Genomic DNA, 18,103 nt, shown 5'->3' on the forward strand with positions numbered 1-18,103 from the left:
ACACCTCCTTATGCCAGTGTTATATTTTCCATACTCTGATAGAAGCTGTTATCCAGACTGTGGATCAATACCGCATCCTCCGGATTCCAGCAGATAAATACTTTGTCACCGGATTTTGGAAGTTCTTCGCCTGCCAGACGTTCCATCTTTACTTCATTTCCATTTGGAAGAACCGCCAGACACTTGACGACTGAGCCAACATAAATATAATCCTTGACCAGTGCCGGTACGCTGAAGCCCTCTACCGGTTCTGCCGAAAAATGAAGCTTTTCCGGTCGAACAGAAACGGTTACAAATTCACCAACTGAAAATCCGGTGTTCTTTTCCTCTGTCTCGGTCACGGAGCCGGAGGTTGTTACATCTCCATTTTCAATTCCAATAACCGCTTTTCCGTTTGCGATCAATTTGATCGTTCCGTCAAATACATTTGTCTCTCCGATGAAGGTTGCTACGAACTTGGTTGCCGGTCTTTCATAGATGTCTGTCGGTGATCCGATCTGATCCATGACACCATCATGCATAATGGCTATCCTATCGCTCATCGTAAGCGCTTCTTCCTGATCATGTGTAACATAGATAAATGTGATATGTAATTTCTTCTGCAGCCGTTTCAGTTCCAGCTGCATCTGTTTTCTAAGCTTCAGATCCAATGCACCAAGCGGCTCATCCAACAGCAGAACCTTCGGACGATTGATCAACGCTCTTGCAATCGCAACTCGCTGCTTCTGTCCACCGGACAACTGACTTGGATACCGCTTCTCAAATCCGGATAACTGAACCATCTCTAACATCTCCGTTACCCGTTCTTTGATCTCTTTCTTTGGAACCTTTTTCATCTTAAGACCATATGCTACGTTGTCATATATGGTCTTATGTGGAAATAAAGCGTAACTCTGAAAGACAGTGTTTACATTTCTCTCAAATGGCTCTTTATCTTCAATCGGCTTCCCTTCTACCTGAATGGAGCCTGTCGTCGGTTCTTCAAATCCTGCGATCATACGAAGCGTTGTCGTCTTGCCGCATCCGGATGATCCAAGCAATGTCAGGAACTCGCCTTCCTCTACCTGCAGATTCAGATCTTTTACAACATGATTTGTTCCGTATATTTTATTTACGTCTTTGATATCAACTATAACATTTGCCAAATCATATCACCTCTTTTTCAAATTTCTCTATAATGCTTTTTCTCCTCGTTCACCGGTACGGATTCGTATAGCCTCTTCGATATTTCGAATGAAGATCTTACCATCTCCGACATGTCCGGTAGCTACCTTTTCTCTGACATCCAGAATAATCTGTTCTACCTTGGAATCTTCAACTACTACTTCAACTCTTACTTTTGGAAGAAGGTTGATCGTAGTTTTAAAGCCTTTAATCTCATTTACGCCCTCAACAGTTCCTTTCTGTGTTCCGCATCCCATAACGGTTGAGATCGTCATACCACCACAATTCTTCTCATCCAATATGCTTTTTAATACTTCCAGCTTTTCCGGTCTGATTATTAATATGATTTCTTTCATTCTTTCTTCCTCCAATCTGCAACATACAACTAATATAACAAAAAAGAGCCGTTCATCTCTGAACAGCTTCTTTGCTTGTTAACGAAAATATACTACTTTCAAATTAATTCTTCAATAGAACAGGATTACCATTTTTTTACTACTTTTATGGTATTAACTACTCTTTTTCTTTAATCAGTTTAAACATCTGAACACGGTTTCGGATTCCCAGTTTCCTGTAAATATTTAAAATATGCTTCTTTAGTGTATTTACCGTTATGGATAAACGGTCACAGATCTCCGTATTCTCCATTCCCTGCAGCAAAAGCTGCAATATGGTCTGCTCCCGCTTCGTCAGATCATAGGTCTTTACTGCCTGTGTCAGCGTCAGTTTCTCCTGACTGGTCATCTGATTGTTTCTGTCCTGTGACAACCGGTATGCCATATGATCCTTAAGCATATCCATCAGGAATACATCTTCATATGTAAAGTCCTCTTTACCAATCGTCCTATATAATGTCACCACGCCCAGAAAATGTTTGTTCCTTCCAAATATCATTTGTAACGCGTAATGCCAGTTATTTGGCTTATATACTCTTTGATAATATTCAGTTTGAACTCTTTTCTCATCCGATATAATATCAGTTTCCCGATATACCATACTCCTGCCGCTGAACATAATACCACGGCTGTAATCCATATTCTCATAAATATCTGACAAGTCTTCATCACAGTTGAGGAATACCGGACGTTCCAGATTTTCTTTTTCATTTGATGATGCCAGATAAAAATCTGCACTGTCAAAATCTATGACGGTCTTGATCTGTTCCAGAAACTGTGTCCGCATGGCATCAAAATCACCGATTGTGTAGATCTTGTATATGATACTGTTCATGACCAGCCAGTCATTTGTTTCAAGGGTCTTCACCAGTTTCACCTCCCTTGTATTTCATAAAACAAAAAAAGTACGCAACCGATGTAACACACCCTTGCGTACTTATTTTTTACTATTCTGTTGGTATGAAGTATAGCACAAAAAGATGATTTGTCAAGCAAGAAAATTCATCAGGCTATTTACTGAAATATCATCAGATTATTAACCTTGAATCTATTTCAAAAGCTTTTTTATCTGCATATCTGTTGCGATCGGATAAATATCATGCATATGCCGGATGATCATATTCCAGGACTCCTGCGGATCATCCTTGTAACAGGATGTTACATAATCATACCCATAGATATGTTCCAAGGACGAGTAAACCGCTACATCCCAGCCATACTCCAGTCCTTTTTTATTTACACGTTTTCTGAAGTCGCAATTACAAAGGTACATCTGCATCATAAGATTTGTGACAGCTCCATCAAATCCCTTTTCGCCGTCTTTTCCATATCCTGCCATTTTCTTCAGTTCGTTGGAATACAGTTCTGCATCCACATGTTCTTCCATGAAATGATCCATGATCTTTTTATTCTTATTCGGAGCTTTTCCATCTTCATACAGTGCTTCAAAATCATATCCATCCCGCCGGTAATTAGCAAATACCGGAAGCCATTTTCTCGATATAAAACCTGCCTTTTTATTAAAAAACTTGCCATATACGATATCATGTCTTCTGGCGATAACCGCCCGCCACATCCATGGATCTCTGTCAACATTCTCACACCACCAGTACTCCGGCACGGTTCGCTCTTCCAGCGAAAATCCCGGTATATCGTTTCTAAAAAGCGGCAGGAAGCCAATCTCATTTATATACTCTATTGCCTCATCTATTGTGTGAATACATTCCGGATCATCCCAGGCTACACCATACATGATCCATTTGCCTGATTCTTTTTCCATGTTTATCTCCTGTTATATCACTACCCCATTACAGTGATCTACCTCTACTTATGTCAAGTAAAAGGCAAAAATTACTTTGACAATAATTGATAATAGCTTTTTATTTTAGTGCCACAATTTAATTTTTTTTATTGATTTGTGGCACTAACTTAAATTAATATTTACTTTTCCTAATAGAAAATCAACAATATTTATATGTGAAATACCATCTCTGGAATAATCGAATCTATCTAATGAAAATACATATTTAGGTGACGCATCGCTTATAGGCTTAAATGCTCCAAACTCCCGTTCAATCGTTTCCCTGCTTCCAAGATAATATGCTACTTGTATGAAACATTTTTTACGACCATAAATTGCAACAAAATCTATTTCACCCTTATATGTTTTTCCTGTAAACACCTCATAATCCCTTGAAACCAGTTCATTATAAATGATATTTTCTAAGAAAAATGTATCTTCAAAATTTACCAAATTCGTATTTATCATACGAAAACCCGTATCAACAGCATACTGTTTTTCAATATATGACATTGCTTGCTTTCCAACAATATTGAATCTTTTCACCCGATCTATGAGGCATGCTTTGTCCATCTTGTCAAGATATCTGTATATTGTTTTACGGTCGAGACCTTCTTCATTTTGATTCTCGAAATAGCTTTGTATATTTTTACTGGAAAATTCTTTTCCAGCATTTGCCATAATATACCCTGCTATCTTTTCAAAATTCTGTCTATTTATTTTTGATTTATCAGTTATTATATCTCTATCAAGGATGCCCAAATATGTTTGTTCCAAATATCTTTTAATATCGCTTTCTTTGGAAAATGAAAATCTCAATGGAAATCCACCCCAATTGATATAATCAATAATAAATTCATCAGGGGGCTGATTTTTTCCTATTACTTTAATATATTCATAACTTTCAGCAAAAGAAAACGGCATTATCCTAAATTCAATACATCGCCCCACCAAAAGTGTTGCCATCTTGCCTGACAACAGTTTGGAATTACTGCCTGTAATGAAAATATCACAATTAATTGTAGCTCTCAGAGAAGCCAATACTTTTTCAAAACTTCTCACATGCTGAATTTCATCAAGAAATATCAGATATTTATCCATATCTTTGATTTGTTTTGTTATATAACTATTCAGCTTTTCAGCTGTACGAATTTTTTCAAACTGTAAATCTTCAAAATTAATCCTTATAATATGTGTCTTATCAAAACCATTTGAAACAAACTCTTCTTCAATCTGTTCAAGCAGAATAGATTTTCCACAACGTCTTACACCAGTTAAAACTTTTATCAGATCAACATTATAATATGGACGAATTTTTTGTAAATATCTTTCACGTTTAATATACATACACATTTACTCCTAAAAAAGATCACTATTATTATGCCACAAATTTAAAAATTTTCAAGATTTGTGGCACATATATTAAATCACTACCCCATTACAGTGATCTACCTCATGCTGAATAATCTGTGCCACAAATCCTTCAAATGCCATCTTTCGTTTTACGAAACCAGCATCCTGAAACTCTACCTCTATCTTCTTATACCTTGTTGTTTTTCGTTTTCCCTCTAATGACAGACAGCCTTCTTCTGTTTCGTAACGTCCGCTCTTTGAACAGATCACCGGATTGATCATAATCATATCTACAGGTCCGGCACTTACAATAATCATATTTTTCTTATACCCGATCATATTTGCTGCCATTCCGACACAGCGCTCACGATTCGCAGCTAATGTATCCCAAAGATCATTTACCACATTCATATCAAGTGGTGTTGCCAGAACGGATTTCTGCCCCAGAAAAAGAATATCTTTTACAATAGGTTTAACCATTTTCTATCCTCCATAAGGTCTCATTTATTTCTTCTATATCGTAAAGATTTGTCACTGATTTGCAAATTATCATAAAATTTCTGCAACACGATCGCCAACTCTTCCGGAGCTTCTATGTTTGCTTCATGACCTGTTTTCACAAGTTCATGGAAACAGGCGTTGTTCAAATATTGGCAAAGTTCTTTTGAAGTTTTTTTGTTTGCAGTGTCCTTCTCTCCACAAATGAGCAATACTGGGCAAGACACCTTATGCAGGGAGTCACTGAAATCCAATTCAGCCATCGTCCCGCACAGGCTGATAACATCCGCTTTTTTGAAACCCATTTTACTGAATGCCGAATTCGGCATAAGATGAAACAATATATTCTGAACTTTCAATAAGTTTTTTGGCATTTTATATTGTGCTGCAATTAATACGAGCGCCTTTACTTTATCTGGGTGGTCTATCGCATAATTAAGTGCCAAAACAGCGCCTAGAGAAAGCCCACATAAGACAATTTCATCGTTCACCTTGTCACATTCTGATGAGAATGCCGAATATAATTCCTTATATGTAGCAGATTTTCCTTCTAACATCTCTGCCAAACTCAATTTAACACTACTTTCCGATACCTTCGTTTCTTTTATTACTTTATTCCAACTGTCCGGTTTTTGTCCTAGTCCATGCAAATATAAATACTTCATATATTGTCGCTCCTTCAAACTGGAAATTATTCAAATTATCAATTCCTAATTTCCGTACAGAGATTTATAAATCATCTGCTCTCTAATTGTTCGAAATGATAACGCGGTTTTCCAACACTCTTTTTTCCATACTCAATAGCTTCTGTAGGGCAATAACAAATACAAGCCATACAATGAGTGCATTGCTTTCCCCATACAGGCTTTCTGTCCTTAAGCGTAATGTTGTTCAATGGACAGTTCTTAACACATTGACCACAACCGACACAGGTAGCATCCGTACGAAATGCATCAGATTTCACAAAGAAATGATAAAAAATCGGATTTACCGGACCACTCATTAACCGGTCATAAAGATTGTTTCTTGGTACAGCGAACGGCTGCTCTGCCTTAATGTGCGCAATTATATCCATAATAGCAGGTTCCGCATTTCTAACAATCTTTCTTGCTTCTTCTGCTTTCGGTGCACCAAACATAGCAATATAATTTTCCGGCATAATAACCTGAGCTGTACCCATATACCATAAATGTTTTTGCTCCGCAAGGTGCCGATTATATTTCGCTGCATTCCCAATCTCGCCTCCACAGTCCATCACGAACCAAATGCGTTCTGCAGAAAGCAGTTCCGTTTTACAAAGCCACTCCGATACAATTTGTGGAATACGCCACGCATAAGTTGGAACCACTACGATTATATTTCTGCCTGTTTTCATTGGCGAATAATCTGTTGCCTTGATTTTTGCATTCATATCTACAATCTCGTCCTGCAATTCATCTGCAATTTTCTTTGCTATATAACGACTATTACCAGTTCCGGAAAAGCACAAGATCATAATAACATTACCTCCGTATTTGCCTCAAAGCCAAGCTTTTCATAAAAGCTTTTTCTCCAACACTCTTTTTGAAATCATCTCACAATATCGTCATTTTTCTCGTATGGCATCGGCTCCCCATTTTCTTTATGTAGGTGTCCTATTTTATCGCAGATCCTATCGTACAAATTATCATTCACATATGCAATCTTCTCCATATCCACATTGTTCTCTGATTTTTTTCCGCTGTAGAATTTTTGGGCGTATGTTCCACATTCTTTTATGTAAGCCATTATTAAATTAATTTCTTGTTTCTCGACTTCTGAAAAAATAGGTTGTTCCGTTAATTTTCCACTGATAAAATCACAAAAATAGGAATAGTCATCATCCCAGTTAATATTTCCATTGTCCTGGGCTTCACATCGGATCTTTTCTATTTCTCTTAATAATTCTCCCTGCAGATTATGTGCTTGTCCAGCTTGCGGAACATAATTTTTCCAAATATATTTACATTCATCAAAATACTGCTGCTCGTACTCTTCGCCTATGATCGCATCAATCGTCAAATTGCTTTTTCCTCTTTTTAATTTATCAAACAATCCCATAATTCACCTTAATATCTCTTTCTGGAAATATTTCTCTCGTAAAATTGTTCCAACTATCTCATAGTGTTCTTTAACTGTTATTATTCAAGCCACTGGATAAAAGCAGTTTTATCAGAACTATTATATCCTGCATTCTCATAAAATCTTAATGTACTTTCCTTTTTTGATCCTGTCAGAAGCATCATCTTATAGCAGTTATTCTGCTCCGCTATGTACTTTGCATATTCCAAGCATTCCGTAGCATAACCGTGTCCTCTATAATCTGAATGTGTCACAACATTTTCAATAAACGCATATGGTCTTACCCCTCTTGTAAGGTTTGGAATGATTACACAAACACAAGAAGACACTATTTTATCATCTATCTCAAAAACTATTATATGATGATTCATGTCATTCATAATAATATTCCAAGTCTCTTTCAAGCTTTCTGTCATTTCCGGAATCGAATCTTCATGAAGATACAAATATAACTCTAATAATTCATTAAGTTCTGTCTTATTTATTTCCCTAACCATAATTTTATCCCAACCTCTCTGTTTTCTGCCCGTTTTAATCAAAAATACTATAACCGTTAAAGTTTATATTGCATGAAGTTACCATTATGTACAAATCCAAAATCTGTATATAATTTAACTCCCATATCAGACGCTGTAATCTGTATTGTTCCACAACCATATTCCCTGGCATCATCTATAACACGGGATAGCAGCTCCTTTGCAATACCTCTTCTTCTATATTCCGGATCAGTAAACATACTGGATAACAATCCTATCTTTCCACTTGGGCATCCAAAATAGGGAGGCTTCTCCACAAATGACATCCCGCTTGTTCCAATAATATTTTCCTCATCAATGGCAAGCCAAGATACAAATGTTCCGTCCGCCATATGTCGAGTATAATATTCCTTCAATGCAGGAACCAAATCCATCTCTTCTTTAGCCCCTTCTTCTCTAAGCTGGTTTATCCTCATGTGAATAAACGTATTCAGTTCTTTTTCTGTAAGTCTTTTATATCTAATATCCATTTTCACGATCCCCTTATACAAACTGATATTTATAAATTACATACCGCATACAATGGTATATTTACCATCCATTCCTGATCCATATACTTTAGAGTCGAAAAACGTACAGCTTTCTCGGGATGGAATTTATCATAATACGCTTTTAAACTCTGCGACCTTATATTCGTTTCTGCTTTTACTTCAATAGGTATAATTGCATCTTCTTTCTGGATCAAAAAATCCTGTTCAAACGTAGCTTTCTCAGTTCCATAATAATATGGTGTGTACGGCGTATCTGAAATCAGCTGCTGCAATACATATTGCTCTGTGAGAGCACCCTTGAATTCTATAAAAATATCATTTCCTTCCAATATAGATTTCGCCGGCAACTCACTTAATGCCCCCCAGCAATCCGACATCCAGCATAAACACTTTATACGCATTCATACTTTGATATGCTTTCAGAGGCATATGTGGTTCATTTACACGATTAACTTTATAAATCAGTCCACAATCAATCAGCCATTGAATTGCTATTTCAAACTCGCTGCTACGAGCCCCCTTTTTTATTTGAGCAAAAAAGAATTTTTTATTTTCTTTTGCCAACTGCATTGCTTTATTTCTTTATTATTTTTAATCTCGGAAGTTCGACAAATTGAAATTAAACTGATAAATAGCAATCAGTCCAAATCGTAAGCAAAAACCGCTTTGTCGAAATTGCGGTTCTTTAAATCTTCATCTGAAATAATCCAAAAGATATTCCACAGACAGCCAACATTGTAATCGTATTGAAGCAATAGATGTGTTTTTTCGTCTACATTCGGAATATTGCCCCCCGTAGGATAACCGAATAATTTGTTTCCGTTATTCGAAAGGTATTCAATATCATAATCTGGAGCGGCTTCTGCAAGACGGTCAAATTGGTTATCGTCAAGCACATATCCAAGGGACTGATAATCTGTGGTGAGTTCAAACTCAACAGCTTTTTCCTCGAAAGCTTCTGTAAAATACTTTGAATAATATGGAACAGGCGGCACAGTTCTCTTTAAATTCGACAGGTCGCCGTTGTACCAAATTACCTTATGAGAATCTGAATTTTCGAGGTCGTCAGCAACGCTTTCAACCCATTTGTTGGTTTGGTGAATTGAGTCGATTTCTCCGCTCCAGAAAAAATACAAAATACCCGTGTGCGGAAGCCTGTTTTCAATATCCAAGTCAGCAATGTCCGCAAGATTGATTTGAGCAACAAGCTGCATTGCTGATTTTTCGTACCGCTCAGTGTCATTTCCACGCTTGCAAGAATAGCCCGACATTGTGGGATATGGAATTTCAGGCGGGAGATCGGGAAAGCCACCGATTTTACTTGTGCCTTTTGCAATTACATTTTCCCCGTTCTTCTCACACATTTTAATAGTATTTTTTCGGTAGTCTTTAATGTCTTCTGCAATATCTGTGTGTCCTTCTTTAATAAGGAATTCAATCAAATCAATTTCGTGCATTTTCATCTCATACCTCCAAATTCCGATTTGTTCTGCGCTTTTTCATGCTCTAACATTCTTTCGTTCTTCCATATATAATTCAGCTATATATGATGGTCCATTGCACCATAGCCTTGTTTCCTCATCATATAATGCTTTCCCTGTCTTGGAACATAAAAAATCTGTTAACACTTCTTTTCTATCCTTGCCTGTTTCCTCAGCAATTTCATCTGTTACCATAGTAATAAGAAGATCTATTGTATAATCCATTTTTTCTTTTGAAATTGTTACTTCAGCCATACCTTCTCACCTTCCACAAATTTCAGACATTCAATAGCCGCTTTTGTTTTGAAACAATACTGATCTTTTAATTTATTAGGCAATAATTGCTTGATACAAAAAGCATCTGCTTCCTTACCCCCTATGGTTCCAAAAGCACCAGCAAGATAGGCAGTAAGTGTAGCATTGGTTGCATCATCCGCAATCTTACCTGCAATAACATCATATTTTTCCATGTCATGTTCAACTTCAACAAATAACTTTTTCTTTCGATGGGCAGCAATACAATGCAACCAATCAACATCCGCTTTTTCAAAAATATGTATTTCAAGTTTTCTGGAAAGTTGTAACTCAAAAGTTGAAATATACCCATAATTCTGATTTTCCTGAATTTTACCTGCTGCCACCGCCTTAACGATTGCAGTTTTTAAAAAATTTGCTGCCTGTTCCTTTGATGTAGTTAAATAGAATCCCTGACCAAAATCTTTTCTTTTAGCACATTGGGTAAGATCTGGTTCTTTTACCTCACAATAGCTTCCATGATAAAAAATAAATCCGTCTTTCAACTCAAGCATTAATTTTTATCCCCTTCCTATCAAGAAATTCTACGATATCTTCAAGTACAGCCTCATCACCTTCACAATGGAAAATACCATAGCCTTTTTCTATATATCCAAGAACATCTACTTTTTTAAATAAGTCAATAATTTGCTCAATTGATAAATGCCATTCTTCTGAAGCAAGTCTAATTAATCTTGTCTGCATAAAGGTAATTTCTGCTTTCTCGCTCATTACGGCCGCCTCCTAACTTACGAATATAGTATCCTTTTTCTTTTCCCTAGTATATCATACCCATATAGAGGTTTTCCATATCATTCATAAATATAAGACTATAACAGATTCGGTTTCGAATCACACAATTGTATATGAAAACAGAATTTCTGAAACAATCTTTATTGCAAATATCCCATTTTATATTTTCATTGTCCTGAGCTTCACATCGTTTTTTTTCTATTTCTCTTAATAATTCTACCTGCAGCTTATCTGCTTGTCCAGCTTGCGGAACATAATTTTTCCAAATATATTTACATTCATCAAAATACTGCTGCTCGTCCTCTTCGCCTATGATCGCATCAATCGTCAAATTGCTTTTTCCTCTTTTGCAATTGAAACAATTATAAATATTCCTCTTCGACTTCTGGTTTCCATCATATTATCCTACTCCTATGGTGCTAAGCCCAACCTCGCTGTTTTCTCATAACAATTCTTTTCACCGTAACAGATTATCCAATACTGTTCCAACCATCATTGAAATTCAGGAACTCCAAAAACTCTCTTCCTCTTAAAATCCACCATAATGAGACAGCGTCTCTGTTGCCAATTCTGTCCCAACTCTCATAGCCTCATAAATATTCCCATTTATCAAATGTGAACATACAAAGCCTGCATGGTAACTATCTCCACAACCTGTAGTATCAATTACTTCTTTAACTTCATTAGCTTGAACAAAATACTTTTCACCATTATGATATGTAACACTTCCTTTATCAGCTAAAGACACATTAAATAGCCCTTTATACTTCTTTGAAAACGCTTCAAATATTGGGAGAATTGATTTCTCTCCACTAATCATGAAATAATCTATATATGGTGCATATTTTTCCATTTCTTTAAAATTACGATATTCTACAAAATCCACTGCCAATCTGAAATTGTTATTCTTTTTTAAATCTATAATTTGTCCAAAACAGCCTGCCCAAAAATGTACAAATACAACATCTGATTTTTTGATAAACTCTAATTCATCATGGTTCAATATCATTTTATCAACAATATCACCCGTCCATGAATCATCTTTGTAATATCTGTCACCGCCGGCTGTAAGATATGTACGATTATTCGCTGTTACTTTATCCTTTTCTACTCTTACGTGGCTTACATCTATTCTCTTATCAGAAATAGAATCCATAATAAATTTTGCGTAAGAATCCTGTCCAACCGCACCCAATATTGAAACATTGAACTCCTCAAATTTTGATGCATGGGCTGCAAAATTAAGGGCTTCACCGCCAGCATATAGTTCATCAGTTCCATCAAAAACATCTACACATAAACACGGAAGTGCTACTAAATTTATCATTCTTTATACCTCTAAAATTTCTAATTTTTCTGTTTTATCAACTTAATTCTATCATAATATAAAATGACTTCCGGCAGGGTTGTCAAAATTTAAAAAACCAGAAAAGCTTCCCCCCATATGGATTTTTCTTACTGAGCAACCATGCTGAAACTGCATGTAATAATAAAAATGCACCGCTTATGATCGTCATTACCAGTTCAAACTGTGATAAGACCGACATAGAATTATCATTCTTCGGCATACCGGCCGCAAAGAAAATCAAAGCATCTACAAGTGCTAAAATCTCAGCCGTATAGAACGCATTCACCGATTTGTTTTTCATTTTTATCTCCTTATCACTACTCCATGGTTTATTACTGAAAATGCGAATTGTTCAACTTTGTTCAAACTCAAATACATTAAGTCCTGTTTCTCCATCATAAACTCTTTCAACTTTTCCATTAATTATCGTAATTACCAGCTCACAGATTGCACTGACAACCGCTCTGTTCAAATGTCCTCCAAACACTGCGCCTTTCTCGTTTCCGGCACTCATATGAAGGTGTGCACAATATTCGCCATTCATTGTACTGATCGTACCTGTCAGCGATGTGATTTCATAATATCCTTTAAAGCTGTTTGAGAAATATTTCTTCTCATCCGTCTTATATACTCCGACCGTGAAATCATTGACAGCTCCAATCGCATTAATACTGGCAAGTTTTATATTCTCATTTATGGCAATTGCTTTCAGTTGTTCTAATATCTCCTCCCCTTTGTCAATCCTTGCTATTATTATATTGTCAAATTTTTTGTATTCCATTTTATTTCTCCATTCTACTTCAAATATGTATCCATAAGTACAACAATTGCAGGTTCATCATCAAATGCTCCTAAATGCATTATTCTTTTCATATTTATCTTTACTCTACATGATGATAAATTTTCAATCTTTGTGCCTCATTTGCCTCAAATCCAAACTTTTCATAAAATGGAATCTTATCAGGGACTGCACATAATTCCACAAAAATGTCTGTACCTTTAACTCCATTGTCATTTATGAATCTTCTTAATTCATTTATTAACATCTTTCCGATACCTTTTCCCTGATATTCAGGTCTGACAACAACATCCTTAATATAGTAATTAAGTCCCATATCACCATTCATTCTTGCCATAGCAACAATGAAATCTCCATCCCATACAGAAACTCTGAATAAAGTATGTTTCATTGCTAACCTTGTCTGTTCAAGAGACGGTCCATCTCCCCATACCGTTTCCCACAATTCAATAAATTGTTCTGCTGTTAATTCATTATATTTCACTATTAAATTTAACATAAGATATTTCCCTCCAATACTGTTCTTTAACTATTGTTATTCACAACTAGGGAATTATCTTAATTTTTCCCACTTCGCAAATATATCATATCCACCAATTGTACGCCATCTTCATATATTGGATGGTCGTAATTATCTGTAAAAAAATGTGGTACGCTATGCGAACAGGCAAAACCACACTCTATGATCTTCATCAATATCACCCCTCCAAATCCATCACCATACACGAATCAGATGCTTTAAACCCTAACGATTCATACAACGGTCTTCCCATCTCTGTTGCATCCAGGCTTATTTCTGTCACACCATTTTCTTTTGCCTCATCAATCAAAATCTCAACCATTTTCTTAGAAATTCCTCTTCTTCTATAATCTGCACGAGTATAGACATTCATTAAATGCGCCCGATTACCTGTTGGATGCGAAAAGGTTGGCATAATCCATGTATAGGATAAGCTTGCACATCCTACAAGAGTTTCTCCATCAGACGCAATAACCGTAGTCTGTTCCCCTGACTCAAAATATCTTCTGCTCTCAAAGATAAAATTCTCGTCATATTCATACTCACCGGACAAGCCATTCACTTCTCTAAACATTTCAAGTCTCAGCTTCATCAGAATTTTCATATCAGCTTTTGTAGTCTTTCTGTATATAATCTTGTTCATTTCCTACCTCCCTTAACAATCTATCCAACAGCATCTACCGATTATTTATAAACATTTTAAAATTTCATCTCTTACAAACGTGTAAATTGATTTTAATCACTCAAATTCTTTTATATCATTCCAACTTCTTTCCTTTATTAATTGCTGTATAATTTTAGTTGAATTCTCCAGCTTTTTCTAAGTGCCACATACGAAATCAGAAAGTTTGCAAGCCAGCCGGCCGGTACAGCAAGCCAGACAAACGCAATACCGAAACGGGGTGCAAAAATCAATGCAACCGACAAGCGTATCGCAAGGTTTACCATATTTGCAATGAGAAACGGACGCATAATTCCAAGTCCGCGAAGGACTCCGTCAGTTGCCATCTTAATACCCATAAAAATGAAAAAATAACCAAGCCATCTCATATAATCACCAGACACCTGATACGCCAAAGCAGTTCCATCTTTACCAAGAAATAGCGAAGAAATTTGTGTGTGCAGTGTTTCAATGACTACAAAAGCAAGCACTGCAAAACATACATCCAACACCAACGCAGCATGATATCCTTTTTTGATACGTTCAATTTTCTTTGCACCATAGTTCTGGGAAACGTATGGTGAAACTGCATTACCAATGGATACGAATATCAATGAAAAAACATTCTCTACTCTCATCGTTGCTGCATAACCTGCAAGCGCCTGCGTGCCGAATGGATTTACAACAGCCTGTACGATCATCATACCAATTGACACTGTAGACTGCTGCAGAACAGACGGAACGGCAATTTGAAGCATAGAAGATAGTTCCTGCCTGTCAAACCAGTTAAAGGGACTTTTATATCGACGCATCCGGCTAAAGAAAATCAAAAGCGAGAACACGGCGGAAATTCCCTGTGCAATAAGAGTTGCGAGAGCGGCCCCGAACACACCCAGACCAAGACCGGCCACCAGCCAAATGTCCATAAAAATATTCAAAATAGAAGAAACTATCAAAAGGCCTAACGGAATCTTCGATTCACCGATTGAGTTAAACATCGTTGAAAGAATGTTATACATAAACAGAAACGGAAATCCCACAAAATAAACGCGAAGATACAACACTGCTTCCTCCAGTATATCAGCAGGTGTTTGTAATGCAGTCATCATAAAGCGAGAAAAACAAAAACCGAAGATACCCAAAAGTACGCTTAAAATCAAAAAGCTGATCAAGGATGTTGATACAATTGTTTTCATTTTGCTATAATCTTGGGCACCAAAATAGCGACTTACGAGCACCCCCGCCCCTACCCCGGCACCGAGTGCTATACAGATAAAAACATTTGTCAGTGCGGCACATGCGCCAACTGCCGCAAGTGCAGGAGCACCGACATACTGACCAACAATGATTGAATCTGCCATATTGTATACCTGTTGAAAGAAGCTGCCCAGAATCATAGGCATTGCAAATACAGTCAGTGCTTTAATAGGGGCATCTGTAATTAAATATTCATCTTTTGACATTATCATTTTCCTCCATAAAACGTAAAACGTTACAAAATCAGAGCTAACGCGGCCAATACAATGTTATTGCATACAGTCAACTTGCTTTTTTCTGTATTTTAACGGAGAAACTCCGTATGTTTTTTTAAAACTTCTGATAAAATAGCTTATATTTTGATAACCGCTCCGCATTGCTGCCTCTGTAACAGAAATATCGGTGTCTTGCAACAGCTGTTTTGCATACTCTAACCGTAAATACACCACATATTGTGAAAGTGTAATATGAAAATGCTCCTTAAAATATCTGGATATATATTTTTCAGAAAGATGAAATTGCTCCCCAAATTCCCTTAATGATATTTTTCCTGTAAAATTCTGCTGTATATACGAGACCATTTCTTTTTCTACAATATTTCTACCACTTGTGTTATTTTCTACTATAAATCCCTTTTCCCACATTTCAAGAATAAATTGTAAAAGAATTATTTTGGTCTTTATCTGCGTCGTTATGTTCAACTCTCTTTCACTCTTTTTGGCTTCATATATCTCAATTAACTGCTCACACAATTCTTTTATCGTATCTTTTACACTGGGACTTATCATCAGACGACCACTGTCTAATGGTTCAAGTAATCTATCATCTAGTATATCATCTGTATAAAAAGATATATATTTCAATGGGAAAAGAAAAGTAAAATAATCTACAGTACCGGTCTTTGAACCCATAAAATGCAGATTGCCCGGTGATACAACGAAGGCATCCCCGGGTTTCCCGATATAGTTCTCTCCTGATATATTTACAGTCAAAAAGCCACTTTTTACATATATAATTTCGAATTCATCATGCCAATGTACCGGTATCTGAAAGGACTGACCCGCATTCTCTATGTGATATGTACTGAACGGATCATCCTTTGTACCATGTGGTTTATTTTCCTTTAATTCAAAATACATAATCGCTCCTATAATTCTATAAGACTCTTACTTTTCCATTTTCCGCTTTTCCATCGAAGCACCATTCCAACAGCTCTCGCACATTCATCACCTGCCATGGCAATATATGCTCCTACCGCCAGAAAGCCCATATGTATTCCAAGAAAATATGTACCGCCAACCGCAAACAGATACATGAAAATTGCACCCATTATAACCGGAAAAACTGCATCTCCACTGGTTTTTAACGCCTGACTATACACAAGATTTGTCACCCTTCCAAGTTCAAGGAATATATCTATTATTAACAATTTTACAACAAGACTTATCATCTGTGCATCATCCGTAAATATATGCACTATAATGTGTCCGGACAGTGCAAATGTCACAGAGAAGCATGTGGCTATTACAAGGCCATATATCTCTGCTTTTTTTATACCCCTGTCACATTCTTCAAACTCCTTTGCTCCGATTCTCCAGCCTGTCATAATAGCATTAGCCTGTGCCAGTGCAGCTCCTGCACAATATGAGAAATTTGCTATCTGCATAGCATACGAACGAGCTGTGACATTCATTCCGTTCGCATCCATCTGATTCATAAAACGCACTATAAATGTCATTGCTATATTATAAAGTGTTGTTTCAAATGCAGAAGGAAAACCTATTTTAACAATCTGCGCAAGTATCTTTCGCGGCAAAATACGATCAGGACTTTGTTTTGCTTTTATAAGTACAGCGCCCATCACCGCTACAATAACAAGATTTACAACCCTTGAAATAACCGTGGCAATGGCAACTCCCATTACTCCCCAGTTAAATACAAATAAGAATACCGAATTTAGTATTATATTAAGAACATTTCCAACAATAGTTCCTATCAGGGAATGCTTTGTATATCCAAATACTCTCAAATAACTGGAAAAAATAGGAATAATCGCATTTAAAAAACATGTTCCACCAACAATTTTGAGGTATGTTTCAGCCGGTTCAAACAAAGCAGGAGCAATACTTACTATTCTAAGTATTCTACCGGAAAAAATTGCAAGAACAACAGACATCAGAATACCTATGAACGCATTAAACATAAGTCCAAGCTGTCTGGCCTGATATGCTATCCCGGGTCTTCCCGCTCCGATATTTTGTGACATAACAGCTATCATACCCGATGATATCACTCCAAACATAACAATGAAAACACCTATATAAGTATTTGCTGTTCCCACTGCTCCCACAGCCTGATCACTTACAGATGATAACATAAGTGTATCAACCATCCCTGAAAGCATATAGAATAAAGTTTCCAGGCATATTGGCACAGATAATTGCGATAATGTTTTCCTTTCAACCATCATGTTTTCTCCTTACATACAAATATAACATATATTATCAATAATACGATATATCTTTCTGTGTTTCTTGTATAATATCAAACAAAAATGGCACTATTTCTACTATTTCACGCAATAATCTATCAAAATTGTTAATCGAATCGTTGACATTAAGACTATTTATTTTAACGAAACGAGATTTGTAT

The 18,103-nt window shown here is 36.5% G+C and carries 25 protein-coding genes; all 25 read right to left on the minus strand.

Annotated elements, in window-relative coordinates:
* Positions 1-8: 8 nt before the first annotated feature.
* Positions 9-1,145 carry an ABC transporter ATP-binding protein gene (locus DWY07_RS08955; protein WP_117807664.1) on the minus strand — a complete coding sequence of 379 codons (1,137 nt, stop codon included), beginning with the start codon at positions 1,143-1,145 and terminating at the stop codon, positions 9-11.
* A gap of 27 nt (positions 1,146-1,172) precedes the next feature.
* Positions 1,173-1,520, minus strand: coding sequence for a P-II family nitrogen regulator (locus DWY07_RS08960; protein WP_008402823.1), 348 nt, complete (start codon positions 1,518-1,520; stop codon positions 1,173-1,175).
* 157 nt (positions 1,521-1,677) lie between these two features.
* Positions 1,678-2,427 (minus strand): helix-turn-helix transcriptional regulator, encoded by a 750-nt coding sequence (locus DWY07_RS08965; protein WP_117807665.1) that lies wholly within the window; start codon positions 2,425-2,427, stop codon positions 1,678-1,680.
* A gap of 180 nt (positions 2,428-2,607) precedes the next feature.
* Positions 2,608-3,339 carry a hypothetical protein gene (locus DWY07_RS08970; RefSeq protein ID WP_117807666.1) on the minus strand — a complete coding sequence of 244 codons (732 nt, stop codon included), beginning with the start codon at positions 3,337-3,339 and terminating at the stop codon, positions 2,608-2,610.
* A gap of 144 nt (positions 3,340-3,483) precedes the next feature.
* Positions 3,484-4,707, minus strand: coding sequence for an ATP-binding protein (locus DWY07_RS08975; protein WP_173783587.1), 1,224 nt, complete (start codon positions 4,705-4,707; stop codon positions 3,484-3,486).
* A gap of 75 nt (positions 4,708-4,782) precedes the next feature.
* Positions 4,783-5,193 (minus strand): peptide deformylase, encoded by a 411-nt coding sequence (locus DWY07_RS08980; protein ID WP_117807668.1) that lies wholly within the window; start codon positions 5,191-5,193, stop codon positions 4,783-4,785.
* A 20-nt stretch (positions 5,194-5,213) separates the two neighbouring features.
* Positions 5,214-5,876, minus strand: coding sequence for an alpha/beta hydrolase (locus DWY07_RS08985; protein ID WP_117807669.1), 663 nt, complete (start codon positions 5,874-5,876; stop codon positions 5,214-5,216).
* Between the two features lie 71 nt (positions 5,877-5,947).
* Entirely contained in the window at positions 5,948-6,706 is a 759-nt protein-coding gene (locus DWY07_RS08990) for an EFR1 family ferrodoxin (protein ID WP_117807670.1), read from the minus strand.
* 74 nt (positions 6,707-6,780) lie between these two features.
* Positions 6,781-7,290 (minus strand): hypothetical protein, encoded by a 510-nt coding sequence (locus DWY07_RS08995; protein WP_117807671.1) that lies wholly within the window; start codon positions 7,288-7,290, stop codon positions 6,781-6,783.
* Positions 7,291-7,370: 80 nt separating this feature from the next.
* Entirely contained in the window at positions 7,371-7,808 is a 438-nt protein-coding gene (locus tag DWY07_RS09000) for a GNAT family N-acetyltransferase (RefSeq protein ID WP_117807672.1), read from the minus strand.
* A 56-nt stretch (positions 7,809-7,864) separates the two neighbouring features.
* Positions 7,865-8,317, minus strand: a complete 453-nt coding sequence (locus tag DWY07_RS09005; RefSeq protein WP_117807673.1) for a GNAT family N-acetyltransferase — start codon at positions 8,315-8,317, stop codon at positions 7,865-7,867.
* Between the two features lie 29 nt (positions 8,318-8,346).
* Positions 8,347-8,667: a DUF4143 domain-containing protein gene (locus DWY07_RS13395; protein WP_242996030.1), complete on the minus strand. Its 321-nt coding sequence runs from the start codon at positions 8,665-8,667 to the stop codon at positions 8,347-8,349.
* A gap of 19 nt (positions 8,668-8,686) precedes the next feature.
* Complete coding sequence (locus tag DWY07_RS13400) at positions 8,687-8,908, minus strand: DUF4143 domain-containing protein (RefSeq protein ID WP_117807675.1); 222 nt, start codon at positions 8,906-8,908, stop codon at positions 8,687-8,689.
* 68 nt (positions 8,909-8,976) lie between these two features.
* Positions 8,977-9,801 (minus strand): YwqG family protein, encoded by an 825-nt coding sequence (locus tag DWY07_RS09020; protein ID WP_117822760.1) that lies wholly within the window; start codon positions 9,799-9,801, stop codon positions 8,977-8,979.
* A gap of 36 nt (positions 9,802-9,837) precedes the next feature.
* Positions 9,838-10,074 carry a hypothetical protein gene (locus DWY07_RS09025; protein WP_117807677.1) on the minus strand — a complete coding sequence of 79 codons (237 nt, stop codon included), beginning with the start codon at positions 10,072-10,074 and terminating at the stop codon, positions 9,838-9,840.
* Positions 10,062-10,628, minus strand: a complete 567-nt coding sequence (locus tag DWY07_RS09030; protein ID WP_117807678.1) for a DUF3990 domain-containing protein — start codon at positions 10,626-10,628, stop codon at positions 10,062-10,064. The genes DWY07_RS09025 and DWY07_RS09030 overlap by 13 nt, the downstream gene beginning before the upstream one ends.
* Positions 10,621-10,845 carry a DUF3791 domain-containing protein gene (locus DWY07_RS09035; RefSeq protein WP_117807679.1) on the minus strand — a complete coding sequence of 75 codons (225 nt, stop codon included), beginning with the start codon at positions 10,843-10,845 and terminating at the stop codon, positions 10,621-10,623. Before DWY07_RS09035 ends, DWY07_RS09030 begins: the two co-directional genes overlap by 8 nt.
* Before the next feature lie 550 nt (positions 10,846-11,395).
* Complete coding sequence (locus tag DWY07_RS09045; protein ID WP_021943277.1) at positions 11,396-12,193, minus strand: PfkB family carbohydrate kinase; 798 nt, start codon at positions 12,191-12,193, stop codon at positions 11,396-11,398.
* Positions 12,194-12,275: 82 nt separating this feature from the next.
* Positions 12,276-12,515: a hypothetical protein gene (locus DWY07_RS09050; protein ID WP_226801116.1), complete on the minus strand. Its 240-nt coding sequence runs from the start codon at positions 12,513-12,515 to the stop codon at positions 12,276-12,278.
* A 51-nt stretch (positions 12,516-12,566) separates the two neighbouring features.
* Positions 12,567-12,995, minus strand: coding sequence for a PPC domain-containing DNA-binding protein (locus DWY07_RS09055; RefSeq protein ID WP_117822762.1), 429 nt, complete (start codon positions 12,993-12,995; stop codon positions 12,567-12,569).
* 100 nt (positions 12,996-13,095) lie between these two features.
* The gene (locus DWY07_RS09065) at positions 13,096-13,512 is read right to left on the minus strand and encodes a GNAT family N-acetyltransferase (RefSeq protein ID WP_117807683.1); all 417 of its coding nucleotides are present in this window, start codon (positions 13,510-13,512) and stop codon (positions 13,096-13,098) included.
* Positions 13,513-13,711: 199 nt separating this feature from the next.
* On the minus strand, positions 13,712-14,176 hold the full coding sequence (locus DWY07_RS09075) for a GNAT family N-acetyltransferase (RefSeq protein ID WP_117807684.1): 465 nt from the start codon (positions 14,174-14,176) through the stop codon (positions 13,712-13,714).
* Positions 14,177-14,313: 137 nt separating this feature from the next.
* Complete coding sequence (locus DWY07_RS09080; RefSeq protein ID WP_330584409.1) at positions 14,314-15,714, minus strand: MATE family efflux transporter; 1,401 nt, start codon at positions 15,712-15,714, stop codon at positions 14,314-14,316.
* 6 nt (positions 15,715-15,720) lie between these two features.
* Positions 15,721-16,590, minus strand: a complete 870-nt coding sequence (locus DWY07_RS09085) for an AraC family transcriptional regulator (RefSeq protein ID WP_117807686.1) — start codon at positions 16,588-16,590, stop codon at positions 15,721-15,723.
* Between the two features lie 8 nt (positions 16,591-16,598).
* Entirely contained in the window at positions 16,599-17,918 is a 1,320-nt protein-coding gene (locus DWY07_RS09090) for an MATE family efflux transporter (RefSeq protein ID WP_330584408.1), read from the minus strand.
* Positions 17,919-18,103 lie beyond the last annotated feature (185 nt).

The sequence above is a fragment of the Clostridium sp. AF23-6LB genome (assembly GCF_003461085.1).
Taxonomy (GTDB): Bacteria; Bacillota; Clostridia; order Lachnospirales; family Lachnospiraceae; genus Coprococcus; species Coprococcus ammoniilyticus.

What these genes read in the sequence shown, in the direction of transcription:
- DWY07_RS08970 (WP_117807666.1), bottom strand. Translation starts at nt 3,339, where the DNA reads ATGGAAAAAGAATCAGGCAAATGGATCATGTATGGTGTAGCCTGGGAT.
- DWY07_RS08995 (WP_117807671.1), bottom strand. Translation starts at nt 7,290, where the DNA reads ATGGGATTGTTTGATAAATTAAAAAGAGGAAAAAGCAATTTGACGATT.
- DWY07_RS09065 (WP_117807683.1), bottom strand. Translation starts at nt 13,512, where the DNA reads ATGTTAAATTTAATAGTGAAATATAATGAATTAACAGCAGAACAATTT.
- DWY07_RS09050 (WP_226801116.1), bottom strand. Translation starts at nt 12,515, where the DNA reads ATGAAAAACAAATCGGTGAATGCGTTCTATACGGCTGAGATTTTAGCA.
- DWY07_RS09045 (WP_021943277.1), bottom strand. Translation starts at nt 12,193, where the DNA reads ATGATAAATTTAGTAGCACTTCCGTGTTTATGTGTAGATGTTTTTGAT.
- DWY07_RS08985 (WP_117807669.1), bottom strand. Translation starts at nt 5,876, where the DNA reads ATGAAGTATTTATATTTGCATGGACTAGGACAAAAACCGGACAGTTGG.
- DWY07_RS09005 (WP_117807673.1), bottom strand. Translation starts at nt 8,317, where the DNA reads ATGGATATTAGATATAAAAGACTTACAGAAAAAGAACTGAATACGTTT.
- DWY07_RS09075 (WP_117807684.1), bottom strand. Translation starts at nt 14,176, where the DNA reads ATGAACAAGATTATATACAGAAAGACTACAAAAGCTGATATGAAAATT.
- DWY07_RS08990 (WP_117807670.1), bottom strand. Translation starts at nt 6,706, where the DNA reads ATGATCTTGTGCTTTTCCGGAACTGGTAATAGTCGTTATATAGCAAAG.
- DWY07_RS09020 (WP_117822760.1), bottom strand. Translation starts at nt 9,801, where the DNA reads ATGAAAATGCACGAAATTGATTTGATTGAATTCCTTATTAAAGAAGGA.
- DWY07_RS09085 (WP_117807686.1), bottom strand. Translation starts at nt 16,590, where the DNA reads ATGTATTTTGAATTAAAGGAAAATAAACCACATGGTACAAAGGATGAT.
- DWY07_RS08960 (WP_008402823.1), bottom strand. Translation starts at nt 1,520, where the DNA reads ATGAAAGAAATCATATTAATAATCAGACCGGAAAAGCTGGAAGTATTA.
- DWY07_RS09055 (WP_117822762.1), bottom strand. Translation starts at nt 12,995, where the DNA reads ATGGAATACAAAAAATTTGACAATATAATAATAGCAAGGATTGACAAA.
- DWY07_RS09090 (WP_330584408.1), bottom strand. Translation starts at nt 17,918, where the DNA reads ATGGTTGAAAGGAAAACATTATCGCAATTATCTGTGCCAATATGCCTG.
- DWY07_RS08975 (WP_173783587.1), bottom strand. Translation starts at nt 4,707, where the DNA reads ATGTATATTAAACGTGAAAGATATTTACAAAAAATTCGTCCATATTAT.
- DWY07_RS09035 (WP_117807679.1), bottom strand. Translation starts at nt 10,845, where the DNA reads ATGAGCGAGAAAGCAGAAATTACCTTTATGCAGACAAGATTAATTAGA.
- DWY07_RS09025 (WP_117807677.1), bottom strand. Translation starts at nt 10,074, where the DNA reads ATGGCTGAAGTAACAATTTCAAAAGAAAAAATGGATTATACAATAGAT.
- DWY07_RS09030 (WP_117807678.1), bottom strand. Translation starts at nt 10,628, where the DNA reads ATGCTTGAGTTGAAAGACGGATTTATTTTTTATCATGGAAGCTATTGT.
- DWY07_RS13400 (WP_117807675.1), bottom strand. Translation starts at nt 8,908, where the DNA reads ATGCAGTTGGCAAAAGAAAATAAAAAATTCTTTTTTGCTCAAATAAAA.
- DWY07_RS08980 (WP_117807668.1), bottom strand. Translation starts at nt 5,193, where the DNA reads ATGGTTAAACCTATTGTAAAAGATATTCTTTTTCTGGGGCAGAAATCC.
- DWY07_RS09000 (WP_117807672.1), bottom strand. Translation starts at nt 7,808, where the DNA reads ATGGTTAGGGAAATAAATAAGACAGAACTTAATGAATTATTAGAGTTA.